This window comes from Streptomyces sp. NPDC013187 (assembly GCF_042899705.1).
Classification (GTDB): Bacteria; Actinomycetota; Actinomycetes; order Streptomycetales; family Streptomycetaceae; genus Streptomyces; species Streptomyces hawaiiensis_A.
The window spans coordinates 592,967-617,186 of the sequence record NZ_JBIBAF010000003.1; the positions used below are offsets into that span (position 1 = coordinate 592,967).

General features: G+C 70.6%; 15 protein-coding genes. 5 read left to right on the top strand and 10 right to left on the bottom strand.

What is annotated here, in order from left to right:
• The first annotated feature begins 291 nt into the window (after positions 1-291).
• From ACFY5B_RS08540 to ACFY5B_RS08550, 3 genes are all read left to right on the top strand, one after another.
• Positions 292-1,848 carry a Re/Si-specific NAD(P)(+) transhydrogenase subunit alpha gene (locus ACFY5B_RS08540; RefSeq protein ID WP_389966389.1) on the top strand — a complete coding sequence of 519 codons (1,557 nt, stop codon included), beginning with the start codon at positions 292-294 and terminating at the stop codon, positions 1,846-1,848.
• Positions 1,849-1,854: 6 nt separating this feature from the next.
• The gene (pntB, locus tag ACFY5B_RS08545; RefSeq protein WP_389966392.1) at positions 1,855-3,285 is read left to right on the top strand and encodes a Re/Si-specific NAD(P)(+) transhydrogenase subunit beta; all 1,431 of its coding nucleotides are present in this window, start codon (positions 1,855-1,857) and stop codon (positions 3,283-3,285) included.
• A 155-nt stretch (positions 3,286-3,440) separates the two neighbouring features.
• Positions 3,441-4,133, top strand: coding sequence for a hypothetical protein (locus ACFY5B_RS08550; protein ID WP_389966395.1), 693 nt, complete (start codon positions 3,441-3,443; stop codon positions 4,131-4,133).
• A 57-nt stretch (positions 4,134-4,190) separates the two neighbouring features.
• Here the strand turns inward: ACFY5B_RS08550 and argG are convergent, their stop codons facing one another.
• The 4 genes from argG to ACFY5B_RS08570 form a co-directional block, all read right to left on the bottom strand.
• Positions 4,191-5,645 carry an argininosuccinate synthase gene (gene argG, locus ACFY5B_RS08555; protein ID WP_344463602.1) on the bottom strand — a complete coding sequence of 485 codons (1,455 nt, stop codon included), beginning with the start codon at positions 5,643-5,645 and terminating at the stop codon, positions 4,191-4,193.
• A gap of 157 nt (positions 5,646-5,802) precedes the next feature.
• On the bottom strand, positions 5,803-6,801 hold the full coding sequence (gene meaB / locus ACFY5B_RS08560) for a methylmalonyl Co-A mutase-associated GTPase MeaB (protein ID WP_389966398.1): 999 nt from the start codon (positions 6,799-6,801) through the stop codon (positions 5,803-5,805).
• A complete protein-coding gene (gene scpA / locus ACFY5B_RS08565) occupies positions 6,798-8,972 on the bottom strand; it encodes a methylmalonyl-CoA mutase (protein WP_389966401.1) in 2,175 nt (724 codons plus the stop codon). Before scpA ends, meaB begins: the two co-directional genes overlap by 4 nt.
• On the bottom strand, positions 8,972-10,783 hold the full coding sequence (locus ACFY5B_RS08570) for a methylmalonyl-CoA mutase family protein (RefSeq protein ID WP_389966404.1): 1,812 nt from the start codon (positions 10,781-10,783) through the stop codon (positions 8,972-8,974). The genes scpA and ACFY5B_RS08570 overlap by 1 nt, the downstream gene beginning before the upstream one ends.
• 336 nt (positions 10,784-11,119) lie before the next feature.
• Between ACFY5B_RS08570 and ACFY5B_RS08575 the strand changes: the two genes are divergently transcribed.
• Positions 11,120-11,614, top strand: coding sequence for an ATP-binding protein (locus tag ACFY5B_RS08575; protein ID WP_389966407.1), 495 nt, complete (start codon positions 11,120-11,122; stop codon positions 11,612-11,614).
• Positions 11,615-11,686: 72 nt separating this feature from the next.
• Here the strand turns inward: ACFY5B_RS08575 and ACFY5B_RS08580 are convergent, their stop codons facing one another.
• From ACFY5B_RS08580 to ACFY5B_RS08605, 6 genes are all read right to left on the bottom strand, one after another.
• Entirely contained in the window at positions 11,687-12,256 is a 570-nt protein-coding gene (locus ACFY5B_RS08580; RefSeq protein WP_389966495.1) for an isochorismatase family cysteine hydrolase, read from the bottom strand.
• 263 nt (positions 12,257-12,519) lie between these two features.
• Positions 12,520-12,750 carry an NAD(P)H-binding protein gene (locus ACFY5B_RS08585; RefSeq protein WP_389966410.1) on the bottom strand — a complete coding sequence of 77 codons (231 nt, stop codon included), beginning with the start codon at positions 12,748-12,750 and terminating at the stop codon, positions 12,520-12,522.
• A 157-nt stretch (positions 12,751-12,907) separates the two neighbouring features.
• Entirely contained in the window at positions 12,908-14,122 is a 1,215-nt protein-coding gene (locus tag ACFY5B_RS08590) for a hypothetical protein (protein ID WP_389966413.1), read from the bottom strand.
• 170 nt (positions 14,123-14,292) lie between these two features.
• A complete protein-coding gene (locus ACFY5B_RS08595) occupies positions 14,293-19,398 on the bottom strand; it encodes a hypothetical protein (protein ID WP_389966416.1) in 5,106 nt (1,701 codons plus the stop codon).
• The gene (locus ACFY5B_RS08600) at positions 19,395-21,461 is read right to left on the bottom strand and encodes a CHAT domain-containing protein (protein WP_389966418.1); all 2,067 of its coding nucleotides are present in this window, start codon (positions 21,459-21,461) and stop codon (positions 19,395-19,397) included. The genes ACFY5B_RS08595 and ACFY5B_RS08600 overlap by 4 nt, the downstream gene beginning before the upstream one ends.
• Positions 21,458-22,279, bottom strand: coding sequence for a hypothetical protein (locus ACFY5B_RS08605; protein ID WP_389966420.1), 822 nt, complete (start codon positions 22,277-22,279; stop codon positions 21,458-21,460). Before ACFY5B_RS08605 ends, ACFY5B_RS08600 begins: the two co-directional genes overlap by 4 nt.
• Before the next feature lie 634 nt (positions 22,280-22,913).
• Between ACFY5B_RS08605 and ACFY5B_RS08610 the strand changes: the two genes are divergently transcribed.
• Positions 22,914-24,029, top strand: coding sequence for a winged helix DNA-binding domain-containing protein (locus ACFY5B_RS08610; protein ID WP_389966423.1), 1,116 nt, complete (start codon positions 22,914-22,916; stop codon positions 24,027-24,029).
• Positions 24,030-24,220: the final 191 nt, after the last annotated feature.

A 24,220-nucleotide genomic window follows, 5' to 3' on the forward strand; every position in this document is an offset into this window, starting at 1 on the left:
GCGCGACGGTCTGCTGCGGTGCGGATCGGGAGGGGGCCGCGGCCTCGCCGCGCCCCGGGCGCGTGCTGCTCACGACTTCAGTCTGCGCCCGGCCCTGACGTGTCGCATCACATGACCCAGCGGTACCGCCAGTCACGCTGATACCGCGAAACGGGCTCTCCGGCAACCCTTCGGCGGTGTGAGGACGACCTCCTCGGCCATGTGACCGTGGTCCGCCACGGATGCCGCGTCGAACGTGCAGGATGCGGGCACCAAGGAGGACAGACAGTCGAACGACGGGAGAGGCAGACGATGGTCCCAGCGGAACCGCAACCCCAGGGGATCGGCATACCGGCCGAATCCACTGCGGGCGAGACCAGGGTGGCGGCCACGCCGGCCACCGTGGGGAGACTCGTCGCGCTCGGGTACGACGTCACGGTCGAACCGGGGGCGGGAGCCTCGTCCCGCTTCTCCGACGCGGCCTACGAGGAGGCGGGAGCCCGGCTGGGCGACCCGTGGCAGGCGGAGATCGTGCTGAAGGTCAACGCCCCCTCGACCGAGGAGATCGGCCGGCTGCGCGACGGGGCGACGCTGATCGCGCTGGTCAGCCCCGCCCACAACCCGGACCTGGTCGAGGAACTGGCACGGCGTCCGATCACCGTGCTCGCCATGGACGCCGTACCTCGCATCTCGCGCGCCCAGTCCCTGGACGTCCTCAGCTCGATGGCGAACATCGCCGGGTACCGGGCGGTGGTCGAGGCGGCGCACGCCTTCGGCCGCTTCTTCACCGGCCAGGTGACCGCCGCCGGCAAGGTGCCCCCGGCCAAGGTGCTGGTGGCCGGGGCCGGAGTGGCCGGGCTCGCCGCGATCGGCGCGGCTCGCAGCCTCGGCGCCGTGGTCCGCGCCACCGACCCGCGTCCCGAGGTCGCCGAGCAGGTGCGCTCCCTGGGCGGGGAGTTCCTCACCGTGGGAGCCCAGCAGGAGGTGAGCACCGACGGCTACGCCAAGGCCACCTCGGACGACTACAACCGGCTCGCCGCCGAGCTCTACGCCGAGCAGGCCGCCGACGTCGACATCATCATCACCACCGCGCTCATCCCGGGCCGGCCCGCGCCGAGGCTGATCACCGCCGAGGACGTCGCACGCATGAAGCCCGGCAGCGTGATCGTCGACATGGCGGCCGCCCAGGGCGGCAACGTCGAGGGCACGGTCGCCGGCAAGGCGGTCGTCACCGACAACGACGTGACGATCATCGGCTACACCGACCTGCCCGGCCGGCTCCCCGCTCAGGCCTCGCAGTTGTACGGCACGAACATCGTCAACCTGATGAAGCTGCTCACCCCGGGCAAGGACGGCCGGCTCGTCCTCGACTTCGACGACGTGGTGCAGCGGTCGATGACCGTGGTCCGCGAGGGCGAGAAGACGTGGCCGCCGCCCCCGGTGCAGGTGTCCGCCGCGCCCGCCGCGGGCGGGGCGAAGGAGCCGGACCCGGTCCCCGCCGAGACACCGGCGAAGCCCGCCCGCCCGGCCTGGTCCTCGTACGCACTCGTCGGTGCGGGAGCGCTCGCGCTGTTCCTGGTGACGGCCTTCTCGCCGAGTGAACTCCTCGGCCATTTCACGGTGTTCGTCCTGGCGATCGTCATCGGCTTCTACGTCATCGGCAACGTGCACCACGCGCTGCACACCCCGCTGATGTCGGTCACCAACGCCATCTCCGGCATCGTCGTGGTCGGCGCGCTGCTGCAGATCGGGCAGGGCGACACCGCCGTCACCGTGCTGTCGTTCGCCGCGATCCTGCTGGCGAGCATCAACATCTTCGGCGGATTCGCCGTCACCCGCCGCATGCTCGGCATGTTCTCGAAGGGCTGATCAGGGATGACCACAGACACGGCCGCCCAGGCCGCCTACGTCGTCGCCGCGCTGCTGTTCATCCTCAGCCTCGCCGGCCTCTCCCAGCACAAGACGTCCCGCTCCGGAGTCGTCTGGGGCATCGCGGGCATGGTCGTGGCCCTGGCCGCCACGGTCGGGCTCGCCTCCCGCAGCATCACCGCGACCGGGCTCGTCCTGATCGCCGTCGCCACCGCTCTCGGCGCGGGCATCGGCCTGTGGCGGGCCCGGGTGGTCGAGATGACCGGCATGCCGGAGCTGATCGCCATCATGCACAGCCTCGTCGGCCTCGCCGCCGCGTTCGTCGGCTGGAACGGCTACCTCGACGTCGACGCCGAGCTGTCCGGTTCGCTGCTGGGCATCCATCACGCCGAGGTGTTCATCGGGGTGTTCATCGGCGCCGTCACCTTCACGGGTTCCGTCGTCGCCTACCTGAAGCTCTCGGCACGCATCAACTCCCGCCCGCTCACCCTCCCCGGCAAGCACGTCCTCAACATCGGCTCGCTCGTCGCGTTCGTCGCGCTGACGGTGGCGTTCGTCGTCCGCCCGAACATGGGCCTGCTCATCGCGGTCACCGTGATCGCGCTCGCCCTCGGCGCGCACCTGGTCGCCTCCATCGGCGGCGGTGACATGCCGGTGGTCGTCTCGATGCTCAACAGCTACTCCGGCTGGGCGGCGGCCGCTTCGGGCTTCCTGCTCGCCAACAACCTGCTCATCGTCACCGGCGCGCTGGTCGGCTCCTCCGGTGCCTACCTGTCGTACATCATGTGCAAGGCGATGAACCGCTCCTTCATCTCCGTCATCGCCGGCGGCTTCGGCACCCCGACGGCAGCGGCCGAGGAGGGCGAGCAGGGCGAGCACCGGGAGATCAACGCCGAGGAGACCGCGGAACTCCTCGGCAACGCCACCTCGGTGATCATCACCCCCGGCTACGGCATGGCCGTGGCGCAGGCGCAGTACCCGGTGGCCGAACTGGCGCGCAAGCTGCGCGAGCGGGGCGTCGAGGTGCGGTTCGGCATCCACCCGGTGGCCGGCCGGCTGCCCGGGCACATGAACGTGCTGCTCGCCGAGGCCAACGTGCCGTACGACATCGTCCTGGAGATGGACGAGATCAACGACGACTTCGCCGCCACCTCGGTCGTCCTGGTCATCGGTGCCAACGACACGGTCAACCCGGCCGCCACCGACAACCCCTCCAGCCCGATCGCCGGGATGCCGGTGCTGCACGTGTGGGAATCGGCCAACGTGATCGTCTTCAAGCGGTCCATGGCCGCCGGGTACGCGGGCGTGCAGAACCCGCTGTTCTTCCGGGAGAACACCCAGATGCTCTTCGGCGACGCCAAGCAGCGTGTCGAGGACATCCTGCGCGGCCTCGACGCCCTGGACGCACCGGTTCCGGAGATGGCCGGCTCGCGCTGAGCGGCGCCCCGCCGGTACGGGCCGGCGGGGCACGGGACGTGGAGATGCGGCCGTCGACGTATCGGCGTTGACTGATGGGGAGGCACCAGGGCAGCGCCCGGCCCGCGCCAACTGGCGCGGCCGCGTTGCGACATCGTCATGTTGCGGAGTCAACCATGACCCTGACCCATCGGCATCGCATGCGCGTGTGCGCGGGACTGGCCGCTGTCCTGCTGACCGTTTCGGGCGGTCACGCCTTCGCCGCGCCGAACGACGCGATGACCCAGGACATCGAAACGGCCGTGCAGGGCGTCGACGCGTACTGGGAAGCCCACTGGTCCGACTTCTTCACGGAGACGTACGTCCCGCCCACCATCCTGGGCGAGTACGACGGCGCTTCTCCCGACGTCCCTACCTGCGACGGGGAACCGTTGCTCGATGACAACGCCGTCTACTGCAACACGGCCGAGGACTACGTCGCCTGGGACACCGACCTCATGCGCTTCGGCTACGAGTACGGAGACGCATTCGTGTACCTGGTCGTCGCGCACGAGTGGGGTCATGCCATACAGAACCGCCTGGACGCGGAACTCCAGACGGTCGACGGTGAATTGCAGGCGGACTGCCTGGCCGGTGCGGAACTGGAGGGTGCCGCACAGGACGGAACGGTCGTCTTCGAGGAGGGGGACGTCGACGAGATCCATACGGCCCTCGTCCGCGACGCCGACAAGACCCCCTGGACGAAGGAAGGGGACCACGGGAGCGCGTCCGAGCGCGTCGACGCCTTCACGATGGGGCAGGAGCTGGGAGTCGAGGGATGCCTGCCGGACGAGGCGTTCGCCGAAGGCGCGGCGGCCCTCGACCGGTAGCACGCCGGGAGGCCGGCTCGACGGGATGTCGGGCCGGCCTCCCGCTGTGCCGTGGGGTCAGTCCGTGCCGGACTCCATCGCAGCCCGGTCCAGCCAGGCGTCCTCCTCCGAGACCTCGCCCCGGGAGGCGATGGCCTGGGCGCCGCCCTGCGGCAGTTCCGGCATGGTGCCGATCAGCCCGGTCGCGGCGGCCTGGGAGGCGCCGATGGTGGGGCTGCCGGTGCCGATCAGGCCGATGCCGGCGTACTGCTCCAGCTTGGCGCGCGAGTCGGCGATGTCGAGGTTGCGCATGGTGAGCTGGCCGATCCGGTCCACCGGGCCGAACGCGGAGTCCTCGGTGCGCTCCATGGACAGCTTGTCCGGGTGGTAGCTGAACGCCGGGCCGGTGGTGTCGAGGATCGAGTAGTCCTCGCCGCGCCGCAGCCGCAGCGTCACCTCGCCGGTGACGGCGGCGCCGACCCAGCGCTGGAGCGACTCGCGGATCATCAGGGCCTGCGGGTCCAGCCAGCGGCCCTCGTACATCAGCCGGCCCAGGCGCCGGCCCTCGGTGTGGTACTGGGCGAGGGTGTCCTCGTTGTGGATCGCGTTGACGAGGCGCTCGTAGGCGGCGTGCAGCAGCGCCATGCCCGGGGCCTCGTAGATGCCGCGGCTCTTGGCCTCGATGATCCGGTTCTCGATCTGGTCCGACATGCCGAGGCCGTGCCGGCCGCCGATGGCGTTGGCCTCCATGACCAGGTCGACGGGGGAGGCGAACTCCTTGCCGTTGATCGACACCGGGCGGCCCTCGGCGAAGCCGATCGTCACGTCCTCGGCGGCGATCTCGACCGACGGGTCCCAGAACCGGACGCCCATGATCGGCTCGACGGTCTCGACGCCGGTGTCCAGGTGCTCCAGCGTCTTGGCCTCGTGGGTGGCGCCCCAGATGTTGGCGTCCGTGGAGTACGCCTTCTCCGTGCTGTCCCGGTAGGGCAGGCCGTGGGCCAGCAGCCACTCGGACATCTCCTTGCGGCCGCCGAGTTCGGTCACGAAGGCCGCGTCGAGCCAGGGCTTGTAGATCCTGAGGTGCGGGTTGGCGAGCAGGCCGTAGCGGTAGAACCGCTCGATGTCGTTGCCCTTGAACGTCGAGCCGTCGCCCCAGATCTGGACGTCGTCCTCGAGCATCGCCCGGACCAGGAGCGTGCCGGTGACGGCGCGGCCGAGCGGGGTGGTGTTGAAGTAGGCCCGTCCGCCCGAGCGGATGTGGAACGCGCCGCAGGTCAGCGCGGCCAGGCCCTCCTCGACCAGCGCGGCACGGCAGTCGACCAGGCGCGCGATCTCGGCACCGTAGGTCTTGGCACGGCCGGGCACCGAGGCGATGTCGGGCTCGTCGTACTGGCCGATGTCGGCGGTGTAGGTGCACGGGACGGCGCCCTTGTCGCGCATCCACGCGACCGCGACGGAGGTGTCGAGACCGCCCGAGAAGGCGATGCCGACGCGCTCGCCGGCGGGCAGGGAGGTGAGGACCTTGGACATAGAAAGAGTATGTATCACTTTGCATAGTCATGCAAGCCGGGTATGCGAATTCGCCGCTCCGGTTGTCTCGCGGTGACGTGCGGTCGCTCTTCGGTGACCCGTGGTTGCCCAGCGGTGGCGTGCGATTGCCCTCCGGTGGCTCCGGCGCTCCCCGGGTTCAGGAACCCGCGGTCTCGGAGCCGCCGCCGTCCAACGCGTCGAGGATCCGCTCGGCGGCCAGCGTCGGGGTGAGCTCGCCCTCCCGGACCCGCCGCTCCAGCACGGGCGCCAGGGCCCGTACCGCCGGGTCGGCCTGGAGGCGGCCGAGGAGTTCGTCGCGGACCATGCTCCAGGTCCAGTCGACCTGCTGGTCGCGGCGCTTGGCGGTGAGCCGGCCGGTGGAGTCGAGCAGCGTGCGGTGCTGCTCCAGGCGCTCCCACAGGGTGTCCAGGCCGGTCGACTCGCGGGCGCTGCAGTGCAGCACCGGCGGGGTCCAGAACGCGTCCTTGCCGTGCATCAGCCTGAGCGCGCCCGCCAGTTCGCGCGCGGCGGCCCGGGCGTCGCGCTCGTGCGGCCCGTCCGCCTTGTTGACGGCGATCACGTCGGCCAGCTCCAGCACGCCCTTCTTGATGCCCTGGAGCTGGTCGCCCGTGCGCGCGAGCGTGAGCAGCAGGAACGTGTCGACCATGTTCGCGACCGCGGTCTCGGACTGGCCGACGCCGACCGTCTCCACCAGGATCACGTCGTAGCCCGCCGCCTCCATCACCACGATCGACTCACGGGTGGCCTTCGCGACCCCGCCCAGCGTGCCGGCCGTGGGGGAGGGGCGCACGAACGCCGCCGGGTCCACGGCCAGGCGCTCCATCCGGGTCTTGTCACCCAGGATGGAACCGCCCGTACGGCTGGAGGACGGATCGACGGCCAGGACCGCGACCCGGTGCCCGAGCGAGGTCAGCAGCGTGCCGAACGCGTCGATGAACGTCGACTTGCCCACGCCCGGCACCCCGCTGACGCCGATCCGCCGGGCCCGGCCGCTGTGCGGCAGCAGCGCGGTCAGCAGCTCCTGGGCCAGCGCCCGGTGCTGGGGGCGCGTCGACTCGACGAGCGTGATGGCGCGGGCGATGATCGCCCGCTTCCCGTCGAGCACTCCCTTCACATACGCGTCGACATCGATCACAGGTCGTGCCCGAGAGCGTCCGACAGCCGCCGCACCAGGTCGTACGCCGCGTCCGGGATCACCGTCCCGGGCGGGAAGACGGCCGCCGCGCCCATCTCCAGCAGCGTCGGCACGTCCTGCGGCGGGATCACACCGCCGACCACGACCATGATGTCCTCGCGCCCCTCCTCGGCCAGCGCCTCGCGCAGCGCCGGGACGAGGGTGAGGTGTCCGGCCGCGAGCGACGAGACGCCGACGATGTGCACGTCCGCCTCGACGGCCTGCCGGGCCACCTCGGCCGGCGTCTGGAACAGCGGGCCGACGTCCACGTCGAAGCCGAGGTCGGCGAAGGCGGTGGCGATCACCTTCTGGCCGCGGTCGTGGCCGTCCTGGCCCATCTTGGCGACCAGGATGCGCGGGCGGCGGCCCTCGGCCTCCTCGAAGGCGGACACCAGCGTGCGGGTGCGGTCCACGCTCGGGGACTCTCCGGTTTCGTTGCGGTACACGCCGGAGATCGTACGGATCTGGCTCGCGTGCCGGCCGTACACCTTCTCCAGGGCGTCGGAGATCTCCCCGACGGTCGCCTTCGCGCGGGCCGCGTGCACGGCCAGCTCCAGCAGGTTGCCCCCACCACCGGCGGCCCGGGTCAGCGCGTCCAGCGCGTCCTGGCAGGCCCGCTCGTCCCGCTCCGCGCGCAGCCGCCGCAGCTTCTCGATCTGCTGCGCCCGCACGGAGGAGTTGTCCACCTTCAGGACGTCGATCTGCTCGTCGGTCTCCACCCGGTACTTGTTGACGCCGATGACCGGCTGGCGGCCCGAGTCGATCCGGGCCTGGGTACGGGCCGCGGCCTCCTCGATGCGCAGCTTCGGGATGCCCGCGTCGATGGCCTTGGCCATACCGCCCGCGGCCTCGACCTCCTCGATGTGCTGCCAGGCCCGCCGGGCCAGGTCGTACGTCAGCTTCTCCACGTACGCGCTGCCGCCCCACGGGTCGATCACGCGGGTCGTGCCGGACTCCTGCTGGAGCAGCAGCTGCGTGTTGCGGGCGATGCGCGCCGAGAAGTCGGTCGGCAGCGCGAGCGCCTCGTCCAGGGCGTTGGTGTGCAGCGACTGCGTGTGACCCTGGGTCGCCGCCATCGCCTCGACACATGTGCGCGTCACGTTGTTGAACACGTCCTGCGCGGTCAGCGACCAGCCCGAGGTCTGCGAATGGGTGCGCAGGGAAAGCGACTTGGCGTTCTGCGGGTCGAACTGCCTCACCAGCTTCGCCCACAGCAGCCGCGCCGCCCGCAGCTTGGCGACCTCCATGAAGAAGTTCATGCCGATCGCCCAGAAGAACGACAGCCGCGGCGCGAACGCGTCCACGTCCAGGCCGGCCTCACGCCCCGCGCGGATGTACTCCACGCCGTCCGCGAGCGTGTACGCCAGCTCCAGGTCGGCCGTCGCACCCGCCTCCTGGATGTGGTAACCGGAGATGGAGATGGAGTTGTAGCGCGGCATCCGCTGCGAGGTGTAGGCGAAGATGTCGGAGATGATCCGCATCGACGGCTTCGGCGGATAGATGTAGGTGTTGCGGACCATGAACTCCTTCAGAATGTCGTTCTGAATGGTTCCGGCCAGCTTCTCCGGCGGTACGCCCTGCTCCTCCGCCGCCACGATGTACAGCGCCAGCACCGGCAGCACGGCGCCGTTCATCGTCATCGACACCGTCATCCTGTCCAACGGGATCCCGTCGAACAGCTGCCGCATGTCGTAGATGGAGTCGATGGCCACGCCCGCCATGCCGACGTCACCGGTCACCCGCGGGTGGTCGCTGTCGTAACCGCGGTGCGTGGGCAGGTCGAAGGCGACCGACAGACCCTTCTGGCCGGCCGCGAGGTTGCGCCGGTAGAAGGCGTTGGACTCCTCGGCCGTCGAGAAACCGGCGTACTGGCGGATCGTCCAGGGCTGGTTGACGTACATCGTCGGGTACGGGCCGCGCAGGTACGGCGCCGCTCCCGGCCGCGTGTCGAGGAAGTCCAGGCCCTCCAGGTCGCGGCCGGTGTAGAGCGGCTTGACGGCGATGCCCTCCGGGGTCTCCCAGAGCAGGTCGTCCCCGCCGGAGGCGTTCTTGACCGCCGTACGCCACTCGTCGGCGCCGCCGTCGGGGGCCGGGGTGCCCAGCTCGATCCCGGAGAAGTCGGGGATTCCCATCAGGACGCAACTCCCATGCGGTCGAGGGTGGCGGACAGCACGGCGACGGCGTCACAGCCCGCGAACACGTACGCGTCGATCCCGGGGTACTCCCCGGGACGGCCCGCGAGGAACACATGCCGGGCACCGGCGGCCTTCAGGGATCGGACGGTGGCCTCGGCCTGCTCCGCGTACAGCGCGTCGCTGGAGCACAGCACTGCCTCCGTCGCGCCGCTCTCCTCGAAGGTGCCGTCCGTGACCGGCTCGATGCCGCCGGCCTGGAAGAGGTTCGAGGCGAAGGTGAGGCGCGCGGTGTGGGCGGCGGCCGGGCCCAGCGCGGCGAGGAAGATCCGCGGCCGGGTCCCGGTCGCGGCGAGATGGGCGTCGGAGCGGGCGCGCAGCGCCTCGTACGCCTCGTCACGGCGGACGCGCGGCAGACCGCCGGAGCGCGGCTTTGGAGCGTCCTCGCGGACGACCGGCTTCTCCGCGAGGAACGGGAACTCGCTGACGCCGGTGATGGGTTCGCGCCGCTTGGCCAGCCTGCCGGTGCGCGCCTGCCAGGTCTCGGCCAGGTCCCGCGCGAGGTCCCCGGAGCGCAGGGCCGCCGCCAGGCCGCCGAGCCGCTCGATGCGCCGGAAGAACTCCCAGCCCGCGTGCGCGAGTTCGTCCGTGAGCCGCTCCACGTACCAGGAGCCGCCCGCCGGGTCGATCACCCGGGCCAGGTGTGACTCCTCGATGAGGATGGTCGAGGTGTTGCGGGCGATCCGGCGCGCGAACGCGTCGGGCAGGCCGAGTGCGTGGTCGAAGGGCAGCACGGTGACCGCGTCGGCCCCGCCCGCGCCGGCGGCCAGCGTGGCGATCGTGGCGCGCAGCATGTTCACCCACGGGTCGCGGCGCGTCATCATCACCGGCGACGTCACGACGTGCTGGAGCTGCGCCCCCGCGCGCGGCGCCCCGCAGGCCTCCGCCACCCGGGCCCACAGCCGGCGCGCGGCCCGCAGCTTGGCGATCGTCAGGAACTGGTCCGCGGTCGCCGCGTACCGGAACTCCAACTGGGCACAGGCCTGGTCGACGTCCAGCCCGGCCCCGGTCAGCTCCCGCAGATACGCCACCCCGGTGGCCAGCGAGCAGCCCAGCTCCTGGGCGGCCGAACCGCCGGCCTCGTGATACGGCAGCGCGTCCACGGTCAGCGCACGCAGCCCCGGGTACTCCCCGGCGCACAGCCGCGCGAGCTCCGCCGCCGGCGCGGTCTCGCACCGCTGCCCGGTACGGGCCTCGTGCCCGAGCGGATCCGCACCCAGGTTGCCGCGCGCGGCGTCCCGGGCGACTCCCCGCTCCTCGTACACCCGCAGCAACTCCCGTGCGGCGGGCTCGGTGTCGCCTCCCGCGTCCAGGACGACGGGCGCCAGGTCCAGGTACACGCCGTCGAGGACCCGGCCGAGGTCCGGCACCGCGACGCCGCCTTCCCCGACCGTCAGCCAGAGCGAGGTGACGCCGTTCTCCAGGTCCCCGAGCACCGCGTCACGGTCGGCCGCGGAGTGCCGTTGCCGTACGTCCCAGCCGCCGACCGTGTTCCCCTCGGGGCGGCCGCCGCGCACAAAAGGAGCGAAACCGGGGAAACCCGGCTCGGGCGCGGAGTCGTGGGCGGTGTAGAGAGGGCGGGTGCGCAACCCGTCCTCCAACGCGGTGGACAGGGCTTCCTCGGCCTCGGCCCCCTCGACGTCCTTGCCCGATTTGCGCAGCACACCCGCCACAAGGCGCTGCCACTGCTCATGGGGCACGTCAGGGAACTCGCCGGCCAGCTCAAGCCCGTCGTCAGGCAGGACCGTCATGCTCGGATGTTAGGCCACGTTAACGAACGAGCTGCAGAGGGAACGGCTGTGACCTTGCCCTCGCCCGGCCTGTGACCTCGCTCTCCCTGCCCGCGCGACCGCGCGCGCCACCGGGAAGCGCCGCCCATGCTAGCGAGCGACCCGCTCCCTAGGGGCCCGATGCGTCAAGGTGCCGTCAAGGCCGTGGCCTCCTCAGGCTCCCCCATGTCCCGGCCGGGACATGCGGCGCAGAGCACACCACGGCGCGTGCAGCCGGCAGTGTGTGCGCTGAGCACCGGGGTAGATGAACGACCGAAAGGTCACTTGGCAACACGAACAACAATGAAAGAGCCCCATATGGTCATCCCGCTTATGAAGCAGGCGGAAGATGAGCCGGGCGCGGACGAGCGGGCCACCCTGCGCTATGGCGTGGCCTGGGCAGAAGGCGCAGCGTGTGCTGTCGAGGCACGCCGGGCGCTGCAAGCGTTCCTGTCGCACGTACCGTGTACCGGCCGCACACCCGTGCCGGTCCCGCTCGCGATCGACGCCGAACTGGTCGTCAGTGAACTGGTCACCAACGCCATCCGGCACGCGCCCGGCCCCTGCGGGATGACTCTCCGGCTGTCCGGCGACGGACTGGCCATCACCGTGTGGGACACCTCCGCCGAGCAGCCGGTCGTCATGAGGCGCGACGGGCAGCGCTTCGGCGGCCACGGGATGCACGTGGTGCACACGGTCAGCACCGAAGTGGTCGTCGTGTCCCTGGGCAACGGCAAGGAGATCACCGCCTGCCTGCGCCCCGTGCCGCACGACGGCCCCGACGAGCTGCTCGAAGCAGGCCCTGCCGCTTGACGCCGACGACGAGTCCTCCTCCCGACGGCGTTCACCACCCGGTGTACAGCAGAAGGAACCCCTCAGGCCGCCTCATGCCTCACGGGGCGGGAACTCGGTCTCCTTCGCCGTGGTGATCCGGGCGCCCATGTTGCGCTCCATCATCTCCAGGGCCGCGGAGGCCAGGTGGGGATGGATGGAGGCGACGGCGTCCCTCGGCACCGTCACCTCCAGGTGACGGATGTGCGCGTCCAGAGCGGAGTACAGGACGCACTGCTCGGTGACCTGGCCGGTCAGCACCACGTGCCCGACGTCCAGGCTCCACAGCAGGTAGGACAGGGGCGTCTCGAAGAAGACCGAGTGGCGGGCCTTCATGACGAACAGCGACCGGTCGTCGGGCCGGATGGGCTCGATCAGGTGGGCGTTCGGCTGGGACAGCGCCGCGTCCAGCAGCTCTCCGTGGTGCGAACGCCACAGGCCGAAGTTGTCGTTCACGTAGATCACGGGAGCGTCCGCCTCGCGGGCCCGGCCGAGCAGCTCCGTCAGGACGGGCACGACCGGCTCGACCGACGGCACGAGGAGCTCGGCGTCCTCGTGGTCGTAGGTGTTGATCATGTCGATCACGATCAGAGCCGACCGTGTCGGGTCCGCGCCGCGTTCCATGCCGTCCACCGTCCGTCCGGTGCTGTCACCCATGGGATCCGGCGCGTTCTGGTCGGGGTGGAAGTCGAAGCATCGGATCTCCCGGGTGGAGCGTGTGGTGCGAGTTCGGGGAACGCACTGCTGAGTACCCGGGGGCGCGGCGGGCGTAACAACCGGGCGTGGTCAGTCCGTGATGACGGCGTAGCGGTGGATCCACCCGGGGTCGTGGGCCGCCTTGTACAGGAAGTCGGCGACGTCCGCGCGGCTGATCGCCGGGTTGCCCTTCATCGGCAGCCGCTCACCGACCGGTAGGTGTCACCCACGCCGAACGAGGACAACCACACCAGGCGGGACACGCCCTGCTCCTCGGCCCCGCCGATCACGGCCGTCGAGGCGCGCGTGAACAGGTCGCCGGCGCGTACGGACGTGCTCCCGCCGAGCGCCGAGACGACGACGTCCCGCCCGGCCACGGCCTTCGCGACGTCGTAGGACGAGGTGGCGTCTTCCGCTACCACGTGGGCGAACGGGATCGCCGCCCGCGACGAGAGCTTCTCAAGACTGGGCGCTGACCTGCGGTGATGCTGCTGGGAACATCATTGGCCCGGGCTGATCCGCCTTATCTGGGCTTTCACGCTCGTGCCCGGTCACACAGGCGATTCTCCCAAGGAATACCTAGCGCGCGGTCGGCGGGGCGTGCGAGAGAAGCTGCTCCGGTGGGTCCGATGATCGCAGGCGGTCGCTGCTCGCTCGGCGTCCACCGGCGAGGAGTTCTTCCGGCGCAGCGTCTCCGCCGAGCAGGTCGAACAGATCACGTCCAGCGGCGGAGTCGCGCGAAGCCAGTAGCTTCTCCGCGGCGGATGCGGCGCGTGGCCCGTGGGGGACGAGGGACAGGACCTCGTGGAGGGCGCGGGTGCCGACTGCGTGGTCGTCGTAGGCGTCCGGGGCATCGAGGAAGGCGAGGGCCGCTGCCGCCAGAACTCCCGGCACGTCGCTGCGCCCGGATCGCAGTCCGTTTCGGAGTCTGAGGCTCGCTTGTTCGAGCTGGTCGGGGTGGCGCAGTGCGACCAGGGAGGCGAGGGTGGCGCCGCCCAGCTCCGGGAAGCCGTCGTGGATCAGGCCGTGCACCACGGCCGTCGGCTCGGTGCTGTCGTGTTCCTTGGGCGGTGTGCCGGTGGCCTGTTCGGCGAGCGTGGCGCTGCACACCTGAAGCCGCACACGGGGCGGGGGATAGGCGCTGAGGCCGGCGACGTCCCCGGTGGTGGCGAGCGCGTCGGCCAGTGTCCGTACGTACGCCTCTCCGCAGGCGAGCGTCGCGCACACGTCTGCGAAGACTTCACCGAGCCAGGCTTCCCACACGGGGACACGTTCCGCCGGAAGACCTGTGCGCTCCCGCAGTCGGGTCAGCAGCGGTTCGGCCAGATTCAGGTCGTCCTCGATGTGATGGCCTGTTTCGTGGGCGGCGGCGAGTAGGGAGGGAAGGTGATGGCTCGCGGACCAGGGGATGCCGATGAGAGGGAAGGGCAGATGGCGGCTCGCTCTGCGTCCGGCCAGGGTGCGTTGTGCTCCCGAGGGCAGCAGGTCCTCGAAGTCGCTGCCGCGGGCGGTGGCGAAGGGTACCGGGTGGCGGCCGAGAAAGGTGAGCGGAGGTTCCCTGAGGGGCAGTGAGGGGTCGGTTGCGGCCTGCCGTACGGGGTCGTAAATCGCCCATGCCAACTCGTCTGCCGCGTCCAGGAACTCTCTGTACTGGGGTATGTGCCGGACCGTCAGCTTGGTGCGGAAGAAGTCCCACAGGTGGTGCAGGTCGAGGACGAGCTCCGGCGCCCTGTGCTGCTGCTCGGCTGCGGGCAGGCTCCTGAGCTGTTCGAGCGCGGCTGTGACGACTCGCACCGCGCTCTCGATTTGTGACTGGTGCTTCTCCAGCGGGCCTCGTGCCCTGGCGGCTTCCCTCCAGTCTGTGAGCTCTTGCTCGAGTCCCGTGAGAAGGTGCCGTACCTCGGCCTCGCGTCGGGTGTGAAAGCCCGCGTCGACAGCGAGAGGCTGGGTGTCGGGTCCGCCTGTCACGCGTGCGTAGCCTCCGGCTCGGAGACCCGGAGCGCGGCCGGGCTGGCCAACAAGGAGACGCAGAGCTGTTCGAGGTTGTCCTCGCCCCAGTTGGCGTCGAGGACGGTGGGGTCGGGGTGACCGCGCAGATCCGCGAGGAGGCGCAGGAGCGGGATGTCCGCCCCCAGGGCCCGAGCCAGCAGGTCGGTCTGGGATTTGCGGGTGCCGCGCAGCAGACCCACGCCCAGCACGGCGGGGGCGTGTCCCGAGGAGAACAAGGTCGCCGCGAACAGATTGCGCAGCACCAGCTGGAGGGGGATGTCGGCCGGTGAACCGGGCCGCGGTGGGTCGAGCACGACCAGGGGCTGTGTGCCGGGCTCGAACTGCTTGAGCCACGCGACGAGCTGTTCCGGCTCGAGGTCGCCTCCCATGGCGGTCCGGTTCAGCCGCTCGCCGTGACTCAGCTCGGCCGCCGACAGGTCGAAGCAGGGGTTGGTGCCGCCGGTCAGGCGCAGCGGGGCGCTGATGTGGATGACGGTCGGTGGGTTCTGCAGCTTCGGCAGGACGCGCAGTGAGCGGGCCTCTTCCGTGGCGAAGCCGTGCCGGTGATACGCGCCGAGCACCGAACGTGACGTGGGCGCCGACGCGGAGGCGGCATAGGAACGGTTGTCGTAGGCCGGGTCGCAGGCGAGGACGAGCGCCCGTGGCCCGGAGCGGGCCTTGGTCCGGTTACGCGACAGTCGTACGAGCTCCATCGCCGCCGCCGAAGCCGCCCCGGCCGACACGATGGCGGCCGGCAGGGCGGCGACCGCTCCGACCACGAGTCCGGTCAGAGCCATGTGGGCGAGGTGACCCCACCGGCCGTCGATGACCAGTCTGGTGTCCGTGTGCGCATTCAAGGCCGCCTGAACCGCCCGGACGTCGGCGGTCTCGGCGGCCTCGGGAAGAGTGCGGTACAGCGGCAGACGGTGTTCGACGAACGCCAGTTCCCACGGGAACGCATGCGACAGGATGTCGTCGACCTGTAGCCGCATCGCCTGAACCGGAGGGACTCCCTGGCGCTGGCGGCGCAGAGAACCTGAGTTGGCGGATGTGAGATCGCGCCAGTTGGCGGACAGCGCGTGAGCGGTGGGCAGGGGGGCGCTCGTCACGCGGAACGAGGTGTCAACGCGGTACACGTCCTCGTGCTCCGATGTTGCGTCGCCGAACGAGGACGGGACGCTCGGAGGTGCCCCCTCCTGCCGGTAGCCAAGAGTGGCGGACATGCGTGTCGCGATCTGACGGGTCGCCTCGTCGTCGTCGACCAGGGCGATCGACAGCAGGACGAACTGGGTCCAGAGAGACGGCTGCTGGACGAGTCCCAGATGTTCTGAGGCGTCGTGCAGGAGTGCGCGTCTGTGTTCCGTGTCCTTTTCGGTGAGAGCCAGCAGCCACAGCGCGGTCGCCCTCATGAGCGGCGATTCCGATGTGGCGACGGTGCAGAGCGACCGGCTGAGCCGGCGTTCCGGGACCCCGTTGAAACGGATCTGGGCCTGCGCCCACAGCCACTTGGCCATCGGTTCGGGGTCTTCGGCCGCCTCGCACAGTCCTGCGTGTGCCCGCGTCATGAGGCGGGTCGCCTCCTCATGACGCCCCGACACCCGCTCGAACTCCGCCAGCCGGGCCAGCCGCACATACCCATCGACCGTGGCGGGCGCCGCGTCGGCCACGGGCGAGAACAGCGGCCGGAGCAACTCGAGTTCGGGAAGCGGATCACCTTCGGGAGTGCCGCACCGGGACAGCCCCTCGAGCGCTGCCAGGCGGGCCTCGGGTGGTTGCACGTCGGCCAGTGCATCCGCCAGAGCCGTGGATCGGCCCGGGTCGGCGAGCACGGCGGCGACGCCCCCGTCGAGCAGGTCCTTTCGCGACCTCGACGGAATGCTGAGCAAGGCGGGGTCCGGGACGTCGTAGGTCCGAAAGGCGAGGTCGTGCCACAACAGCGCCGCGGCGACGGTGTGTTCCCCTGCCGTGTCCACCTCCCGCAGGTGCTGGAGGGTCTGCGCGGCCCGCCGGAGGTCGCCGAGGTGGTTGGTGAGGAAACGTGCGTACAGGAGCAGGCACTCCGGATGGCCGTCCTGGTAGCCGAGATCGCTCCACAGAGCGGTGGCCCGAGCGAACGACCGCTCCGCGCTGTCCACGGACAGCACCTCACCTGCCAGTAGTCCGCGCCGCATGGCGATGTCGGCCAGGTACCGGTACCGGGTCGAGTCGTGGATGTCCGATTGGGCGATCCGGTCGGCCTGGTCCAGCGCCATGAGGGCGGAACGGGAGCGGCCGAGCATCGCGTAAGCCTGCGCCTCGCGCCGGCGGGCTTCGATACGTTCCGGCGCCGAGGCCGTCTCCGGGCCCTTGCGGTCGAGCCTGCGCAGGGTGTCCAGGCTCTTGGTGACGTCGAAGGCCAGCAGATGTGCCCCGGCCAGGGACAGCAGGGCCCTGTTGTAGACCGACGGAGCCTGCGTGGCGCTGTTCCCGGAGGCAGTCGGCGGCACCTGGGTACGGAGGGCGATGGCCTCGTCGATGCGGCCGCGGTCCTCAAGACTCTGGGCGAGTTCCAGCGAGATGAGCGCCTCGTTCCGTTCGTCACCCCGTGTCCGTGCCGTCTCCATGGCACTGCGATAGGTGGATTCGGCCTCCGGGTCGCTCAACTGGTCCTGCACCCGCGAGAGAATGATCTGCAGCTTCTCCCGGGTCCAGTCGGTGAGATCGGTTTCCAGCGCCGACCGGACCAGTTCGGCGGCCTCGTCGAGCCGGCCGCGGCCGAACAGGGCGATGGCGCGCAGGTGAAGTGCTGTGCCGCGCTGTCTGGGTGGGACAGACACCTGCTGCAACTGGTCGACGAGCGCCAGGCGACGTTCGACCTCGCTCAGGGCCGGGTCCGAGGGGTTGACCACGGGGGAGTCGAGATAGCGATGCGCGACCGTCCCGGCCACCGTCAGATGAGCGGCCATGACCGCGGTCAGTTTGATCAGCGGCTCTCCGTCCGCGCGGGTCCGGGGTTGTCCCTTCTCCAGGTATTCCTCACCGAGGACTTCCTCGGCGAGTTGTCGTGCCTTGTCCGGCGGCTCCGTCTTGCCCGCTTTGACGAGGGCCTCGCGCCACACGTCTTCCGCCGTGGGGTCCCCCGCCTGAAACCGGTGATACGTCGCTTCCTTGGTACAGGCGACCCATTGCTCGGGGTGTGCCCCGGCCAGTTCCTCGAAGTGCGCGACGAACGCGTGGTGCAGCTCGCCGTACACCCGGTGGCCGGAGATCAGCAGGCGCATCGGTGCCAGCACGTTCGCGTGGAACACGACGGTGCTGTCGTCACCGGGCTGCCGTGACACCCAGGAGGAGCTGCCCGCGTAGTCGAGAAGCCGTTGCCAGGAGCGTTCCAGGTCGTCGTCGGTGGGTTCGGCCGCGGCGAACGGGAAGACGTCGTCGCTGCCCCGCAGATGGTGGTCGTCCTGTCGGGGGTCGTCGGCTTCGGACGTGTCGGTGATGCCTCTGGCCAGCCAGGGGCGCATGACGGTGAACACGTCCTCCTTGCGCAGCCGGCGCGGGATCACGCCGTAGCGCAGCAGCCAGCGCACCGCGGGGTCGTCGATCCGGCGGACCACCCGGTCGATGAGGTAGCGGACGAGCGGCTCGTCGCAGGCCGCGAGCTCCGTCGCGGTGATGTCCGGGTCGTGTTCGACGAGGTCGGCGAGCAGGGCCAGTGCGAAGGGCAGACCTCGTGCCTTGCGCACGGCGGTGCGGACCAGCTGGGGGTTCCTGATGCCGCGTACGTCCGTCAAGTAGGTGCGGGCCTGACTCGCGGTGAAGGGGCGGACCCTGATGTGCTTGACCTGGTGCTTCCGGAAGCTCCTGAGCGCCTTGGGGAGACGGGTGCGCAGGTTGTAGCGGCCGGCGAGGATGAGTCGGAGCCCGGGGCAGAGATCCAGGAGGGCGGCGAGCATGCGCAGCAGGCGTTCCGCCTCTGCGTGGCCGTGGAGCAGGAGTTCCTCGAGCGTGTCGATGACCAGGACGGCCGGGCGACCGGTGACGGCGAGGTTCAGCCGGTCCGCGAAGGCGGCGAGGAGTTCCGCCTCGATCGCCTCGGTGTCGAGGCTGTCGACGGTCGCGGCGACTTCGCGGCCCGGGTCGGAGGGCATGCGGTCGAGCAGGACGCGGTGGACGCCGTAGCCGGTGGTCAAGGACTCGAAGGGGCGGCCGGGCAGCCGGCGGCCGAACTGATCGGCCATCTCCAGCAGCAGGAGCCAGGGGTGCCGTCCGACCGTGTGCGGGTTGACCACGTCGAAGTCGATCCGGGCGCAGGGCACGTCGCGTGGTGCCGGCACGCAGTACCGGGATACGAGCCAGCGCAACTGCATGGTCTTGCCCGCGCCTCCGGGGGCGTACAGCTGCCAGACCCGCTGTTCTCCGGCGAGCAACTGCTCCGCTTCGACGAGGAGCCCGGTGGGTTTGAGGAACTGCGCGGAGCGGGCGAAGTCGGCGGCCCAGTGGTCGCGGGCGCGCACGTATCCGGCGCGGTCCAGGGCGAGTTCTGAAATCTCTGGGGTGAGGAAGGGGAGGCGGTCGGGGTCGCCGAGCGCGTCGACGAGGTCCTGGCAGGCGGCGAAGTCGCGTCGCCGGTCGGCGGCGGTGAACTGTTCGTGGAACAGCGCGAGCGCGTCCTCGGCAGAGGGCAGCAGCAGGTGCCGTACTGCTTCGGAGTGGTCGCCTTCGGTGAGCCGCTGATCGGCGATCCTGCGTTCGAGGCTGAGAAGTTCCGCGGGCGCAGCCTGGGTGCCGGTTCCGGTGCCGATCCAGTCGAGGAAGTAGGCGGCGCGGTCCTGCTCCGAGAGTGTGTACGTCCGTGGCAGACCGCCGGCCGGTTGGATCGCACGCTCATCGAGCAGTTCGAGGATGCCTGGTGCGTCGCCGTCCCCGTGTTCGGCTGCCGTGGGGCCGAGCACGGACTCGTACAGGGTGGCGTCGAAGGTGCGGGCCACCGCACAGACACGCAGCGCGGGCGCCCAGTCGGACGGCCGCTGGGAACGGGCGATGGCCTCGAGGCTCTCACCGGCGGCGAGGCGGCGAGTGATCTCCGCCAGGGCGTCCGTCATCGCAGGGCCCCCTGTTGCGCTCTGGCCGCCCGCCACTGCGGCAGGAGGTGTGTGAGGTGTTCGAAGGTCTCCACGTCGAAGTGCGGGGCCATGACCTGGCTGAAGCTCTCCAGCGCCTGCTCCATCCGCTCGTCGGGCGGAACGCCGAGGCGACGCGCGTACGCTCGGGCGAGTCGCATGAACTGGGCGCTGTCGAAGTCGCCGACGCTGACCCTGCCCAGCATGTGCGAGTCGCCGTCCGGCAGAACGTCGCTCAGCCAAGTGTCGGGGGCGACGATGATGAGCCGCAGCGGGGCGGCGTGGCCGTAGGCGATCGGTCGCACCATCAACTTGTACAGGATGTCGCTGAAGGCTCCCGGCATGACGCTCTCGGCGTGGTCGAGCGCGAGGACGAGGGGCTGCCCTGCGGTGGCAGTCCGCAGCGCGTCGAGAAACGCGTCCATGACCAGCGTCTTGCGTTTGTCGTAGGGGTCGCCTATCTCGTCGTTGAACGGCAGCCATGCGTCTTCGGCGGGCTCCAGCTCGGCGCCCGGCAGAGCGGAGGCGCCTGCCAGGTGGTTGAGTACGGCGTTGAACGTGCCGAAGGCGGTCTCGGGCAGCCGGCACAGCTGCTCGGGGGATGTCGCCTCCTGGCGGATCAGCCGGAGTGCCGAGAGCCAGTCCTTGTGCCGGATGAGGGTACCGGCCGTGGGTGCGTGTGCCGGTGTGAGGAGAGGCGTCTTGAGGTTGACCGAGACGACGTGGTGCCCGCGCAGGAACCAGGTGACGAGGCACCAGTTGGTGAGCCACGTCTTGCCGGTTCGCGTGCTGTTGGTCTGCGAGTGGCCGCCGATCACCAGCACGGGACGATCTGCACGGCTCGGCGTGAGGGCGGGATCGTCCAGCGCCCACCAGGCCCGCCGCCGCTCCTCGGAGCGTCCTACGAACCGGCTGAGTTCGACGTACTGCTTGCAGCGGCGGATGTCGTCGACCGAACTGTTGGGCGGTAGCAGGGAGTCGATGGGCAGCACCGCATCCGGGGCGCACCGGGTGAGGAGCACCGGCAGAGACCATGATCCGGTGTTCGCCTGGTGTCTGGCCAGGTGGGAGCGGGCGGCGGCCACGGCGTCGTCCAGCGGGCGCGCGTGCCCCAGCTCCTCGTAGAACTTCGCGGAGAATGCCACGGCGGCGTCCGAGTCCATGTCGTCCTGCATCGAGACTACGGCTTTGGTGCCCGCGTCCAGGAAGGCGTGCGCCATGCCGCCGATCCAGTCGGCGGGGTCGGCCTTTCCCGAGTGGCAGGCGTTGAGGACGACCAGCATCGGATGCCAGTGGGTGAGGTCGGCGATCGCCTCCGCGGTCAGCTCCCAGTCGGCCGCCCCGTCGTGGGCCGGTACGAAGACGAGCACGGGACTGCCTGCCCCGGGGCGTGGCATGCCGTGGCCGATGAAGTGCACCACGTGCGGACGCAACCGGTCGATGTGTTCGGCGAGTTCGGTCGCGTCGCGGGGCGCGTCCAGCACCTCGAGGTGGGTGCGGCCCGGCTGCTCCAGGGCGCCGGAGATCATAGCCAGCTCCTGCTCGGCCAGGAGCCGGTCGTCGTGGGGCGGATTGCATACGACGAGGAGGACCCGCAGCGGCCCGAGTTCCCGTATGCCGGCGGTCGGAGAATCGGCGGCGACGCCACGTCTGAAGCGTAACTCCGGTCGGCGCCACAGCCATTGGCCTTGCTGGCGCATCAACTCCCATGGCAAAACGCGCAGTTCAGGAGGCTCGATGTCCATGCGGATGCGCAAGGGCCGGTCCGGTGCCGCGTGGGAGCGCAGTTTTGTCCACTCGGCCCCGAGGTCCCCGCCGAGGAGTGCGGAGTACAGTCGCTCGCCCGCCTGTTCGCGGTCGCTCTCGCCCACGCCCCGGTCGAAGACCTTCGTGAGGTCCTCGGTGCGGCCCAGATCTCCCAGCGGAGCCGTCGTCACCGTGCCGCCGTCCATCGACAGCCGTACGGTGTGCCCTGGCTCGCCCTCGGCGCCGGCGACGAGCCGTAGTTCCACCTCGACGGGGGCGTTCACCGTCCCGCCCGTCATGCCGGCTCCGTCAGCCCTTCGGCGGGCTGCTCGTCCGCCGACACCGTCTCGAGCACGACCTGTGGGTCGTCCTGCGCTTCTTCCAGCAGCACCGGCGGTACGGGCACGGGGGCAGCGCCCCGGCCGGGCTGGCGGGGGCCGTAGTCCTTGGTTACTTTGCCGAACCAGTTCTTGCGGAGGCGGACGACCCGGAAGAAGGGAGTGATGTCGGTGCCGAGCCATTCCAGGCCGAGCCGGTGGCGCCCGGCGACGCTGGCCCGACTCGCCAGGTCGGCGAGGCCCAACTGGGCCTGGCCCGCGCCGGCCTGAAGGCGCAGTTCGGCGACGGCTCCCGCCTCCGCGGCCGTGAGGACGGTGCCGGAAGCGGCACAGACCACGTCCGTCACCGCGAGCAGTGTGCCGTCCCAGTCGTCCCAGCCGCGGCGCACCAGAGCGGCGGCCAGGCTCCGTACGTCGGAGACACCGCTCTCGGTCAGCCCGCGGTAGACGACGAGGGCGGCGTCGTCCTTCTCGAAGGTGACCTGTGCGCCGAAGTCGGCGACCGCGAGCGCGGTGAATCCGTCCACGGCGACGCCGGCCGCCTTGAACTTGACGGACGCGGAGCCCTGAGTGTCATAGGTGTAGTCGTTGTGGGGTGTGCCCGGGCGGGAGGTGAAGGGGATGCCGCGGTCGGAGAGGACGCCGACGGGACGGACCCTGCCGTCCGCGTTCTCCAGCACCTGGCCCAGCTCGACCCGCCCGGACAGGGGCCAGGTGACCCACCAGCCCTTCCACACGTCGTCGACGGCCCGGCGGTACAGCCTGTATGAGTCCTTCATGTCGTCCCCCGCGTCATGCCCGTGCTGTTCCCGCAGCGTACAGCGGTGAGTCGACGCCGAGTGACCCTTCCGGCGATTCCGGGTCCGGTCGACTGCCTCATCCCGGTGGACGGGTCGCCCGCCGGCATGACCGGGGGTCGGGGGTACAGCCGCTGATACGTATGCCACACGTGCAGGCCTACTCCGGCTCGTGGGGTTGTTCTGCTGGGCGACCGCCCGTACGACGGCCCCGGTGCTCGCGGCCGGTGACTTGGCGAAGTGCGCGGCGGCTCGGCCGCGGAAGGTGGGGATCGCCAGGGCGGTGCCGTTCCGCGACATGCCACCGCCTCGATGCGGCGGCCCATGTCGTCCGGAATCGCGGCCACGGCCCTGCGCTGCCGACCGGCGCGATGGGCGCCTCAGATGGCCGGTTTGTAGGTTCAGGTCCGCAGGCTGGCCTCGGCCAGGCCCAGACGGTCGGCGGTGGGGCGGGCGCGTCGCTCGGGCATCGCGGCTGCCTCTCGGTCGAGCCGCATACGCGCACTCACGCAGCGGGACCGTGCAGGATCCGCGGCGTACGAGAACAGGGCCCCGGCCGACCGAGCTCTCCTGTCGCGGTCAGAACCTGTCCGCAAGTCCCGCTACCGTGCCTCACATGACGAACACCAAGCGGAGCGTCACCGGCACGGCACCCCTGCTCGACGCGCGTGCCCTCAACCGCGCGACCCTCGATCGGCAGTTGCTCCTGCGCCCCGCCCGGCTCTCCGTCGCGGCGGCCGTCGAGCACCTGCTCGGGCTCCAGGCGCAGAACGTCAAACCGCCGTACTACGCGCTCGCCGCCCGGCTCGACGGATTCGCGCCCGAGGCGTTGTCCCGGCTGATGGCCGACCGCGAGGCCGTCCGGATCGTCACGATGCGCTCCACGATCCACACCCACACCGCGGACGACTGCCTGACCCTGCGGCCACTGGTGCAGCCGGCCCGGGACCGGGAGCTGGTGCAGTTCCGCAAGGGCCTCTCCGGTGTCGACCTGGACCGGCTCGCCGCCCTCGCCCGCGACCTCGTCGAGACCGAGCCCCGCACCATGGGGCAACTGCGGGAGGCCCTGCTGAAGGAGTGGCCCGACGCCGATCCGCAGGCCCTGGCCGTCGCCGCCCGCTGCCGCCTCCCGCTGGTGCAGGTGACGCCGCGCGGTCTGTGGGGGCGCAGCGGGCAGGTCAGCCTCACCACCGCCGAGCACTGGCTCGGCCGGCCCGCACAGCCGGCCCCGACGCCCGACGCGGTGGTGCTGCGCTATCTCGCCGCCTTCGGCCCGGCCTCGGTGAAGGACATGCAGACCTGGGCCGGCATGACGCGCCTGCGTGACGCCTTCGAACGCCTCCGTCCGCAGCTCCTGACCTTCCGGGACGACAGCGGCGTCGAACTCTTCGACCTCCCGGACGCCCCCCGCCCCGCCCCGGGCACCCCCGCACCGCCGCGGTTCCTCCCCGAGTTCGACAATTTGCTGCTCTCGCACGCGGACCGCAGCCGCGTGATCCCGCCCGAGCACCGGGGCCGCTCGTGGAAGGGCAACATGGCCTACTGCACGCTCCTCGTCGACGGCTTCCTCGCGGGGTTGTGGCGGCTGACGGAGGACGCGCTCGTGATCGAGCCCTTCGACCGCCTCACCCGCGCGCAGCAGGACGAGGTCACCACCGAGGGGGAGCGGATGCTGCGGGCCATGCACCCGGGGGCGTCGTACGACATCCGGTTCGGCGTCGTACGGACCTAGGGTCGCGGCACCAGGTCGCGTCGCCACATGGATAGTCGCGACATGGATAGTCGCGACATGGATAGGGGGCGTTGCGGGCCGCGCGTGGGGGCCCCCCCCCCCCCCCCCGCAAAAACCAGACGGCTACAAAAAAACAAGTGGCCCAAAAACAGATTACCAGCCTACATACCACGATTGAGTAGGTGTTCAAA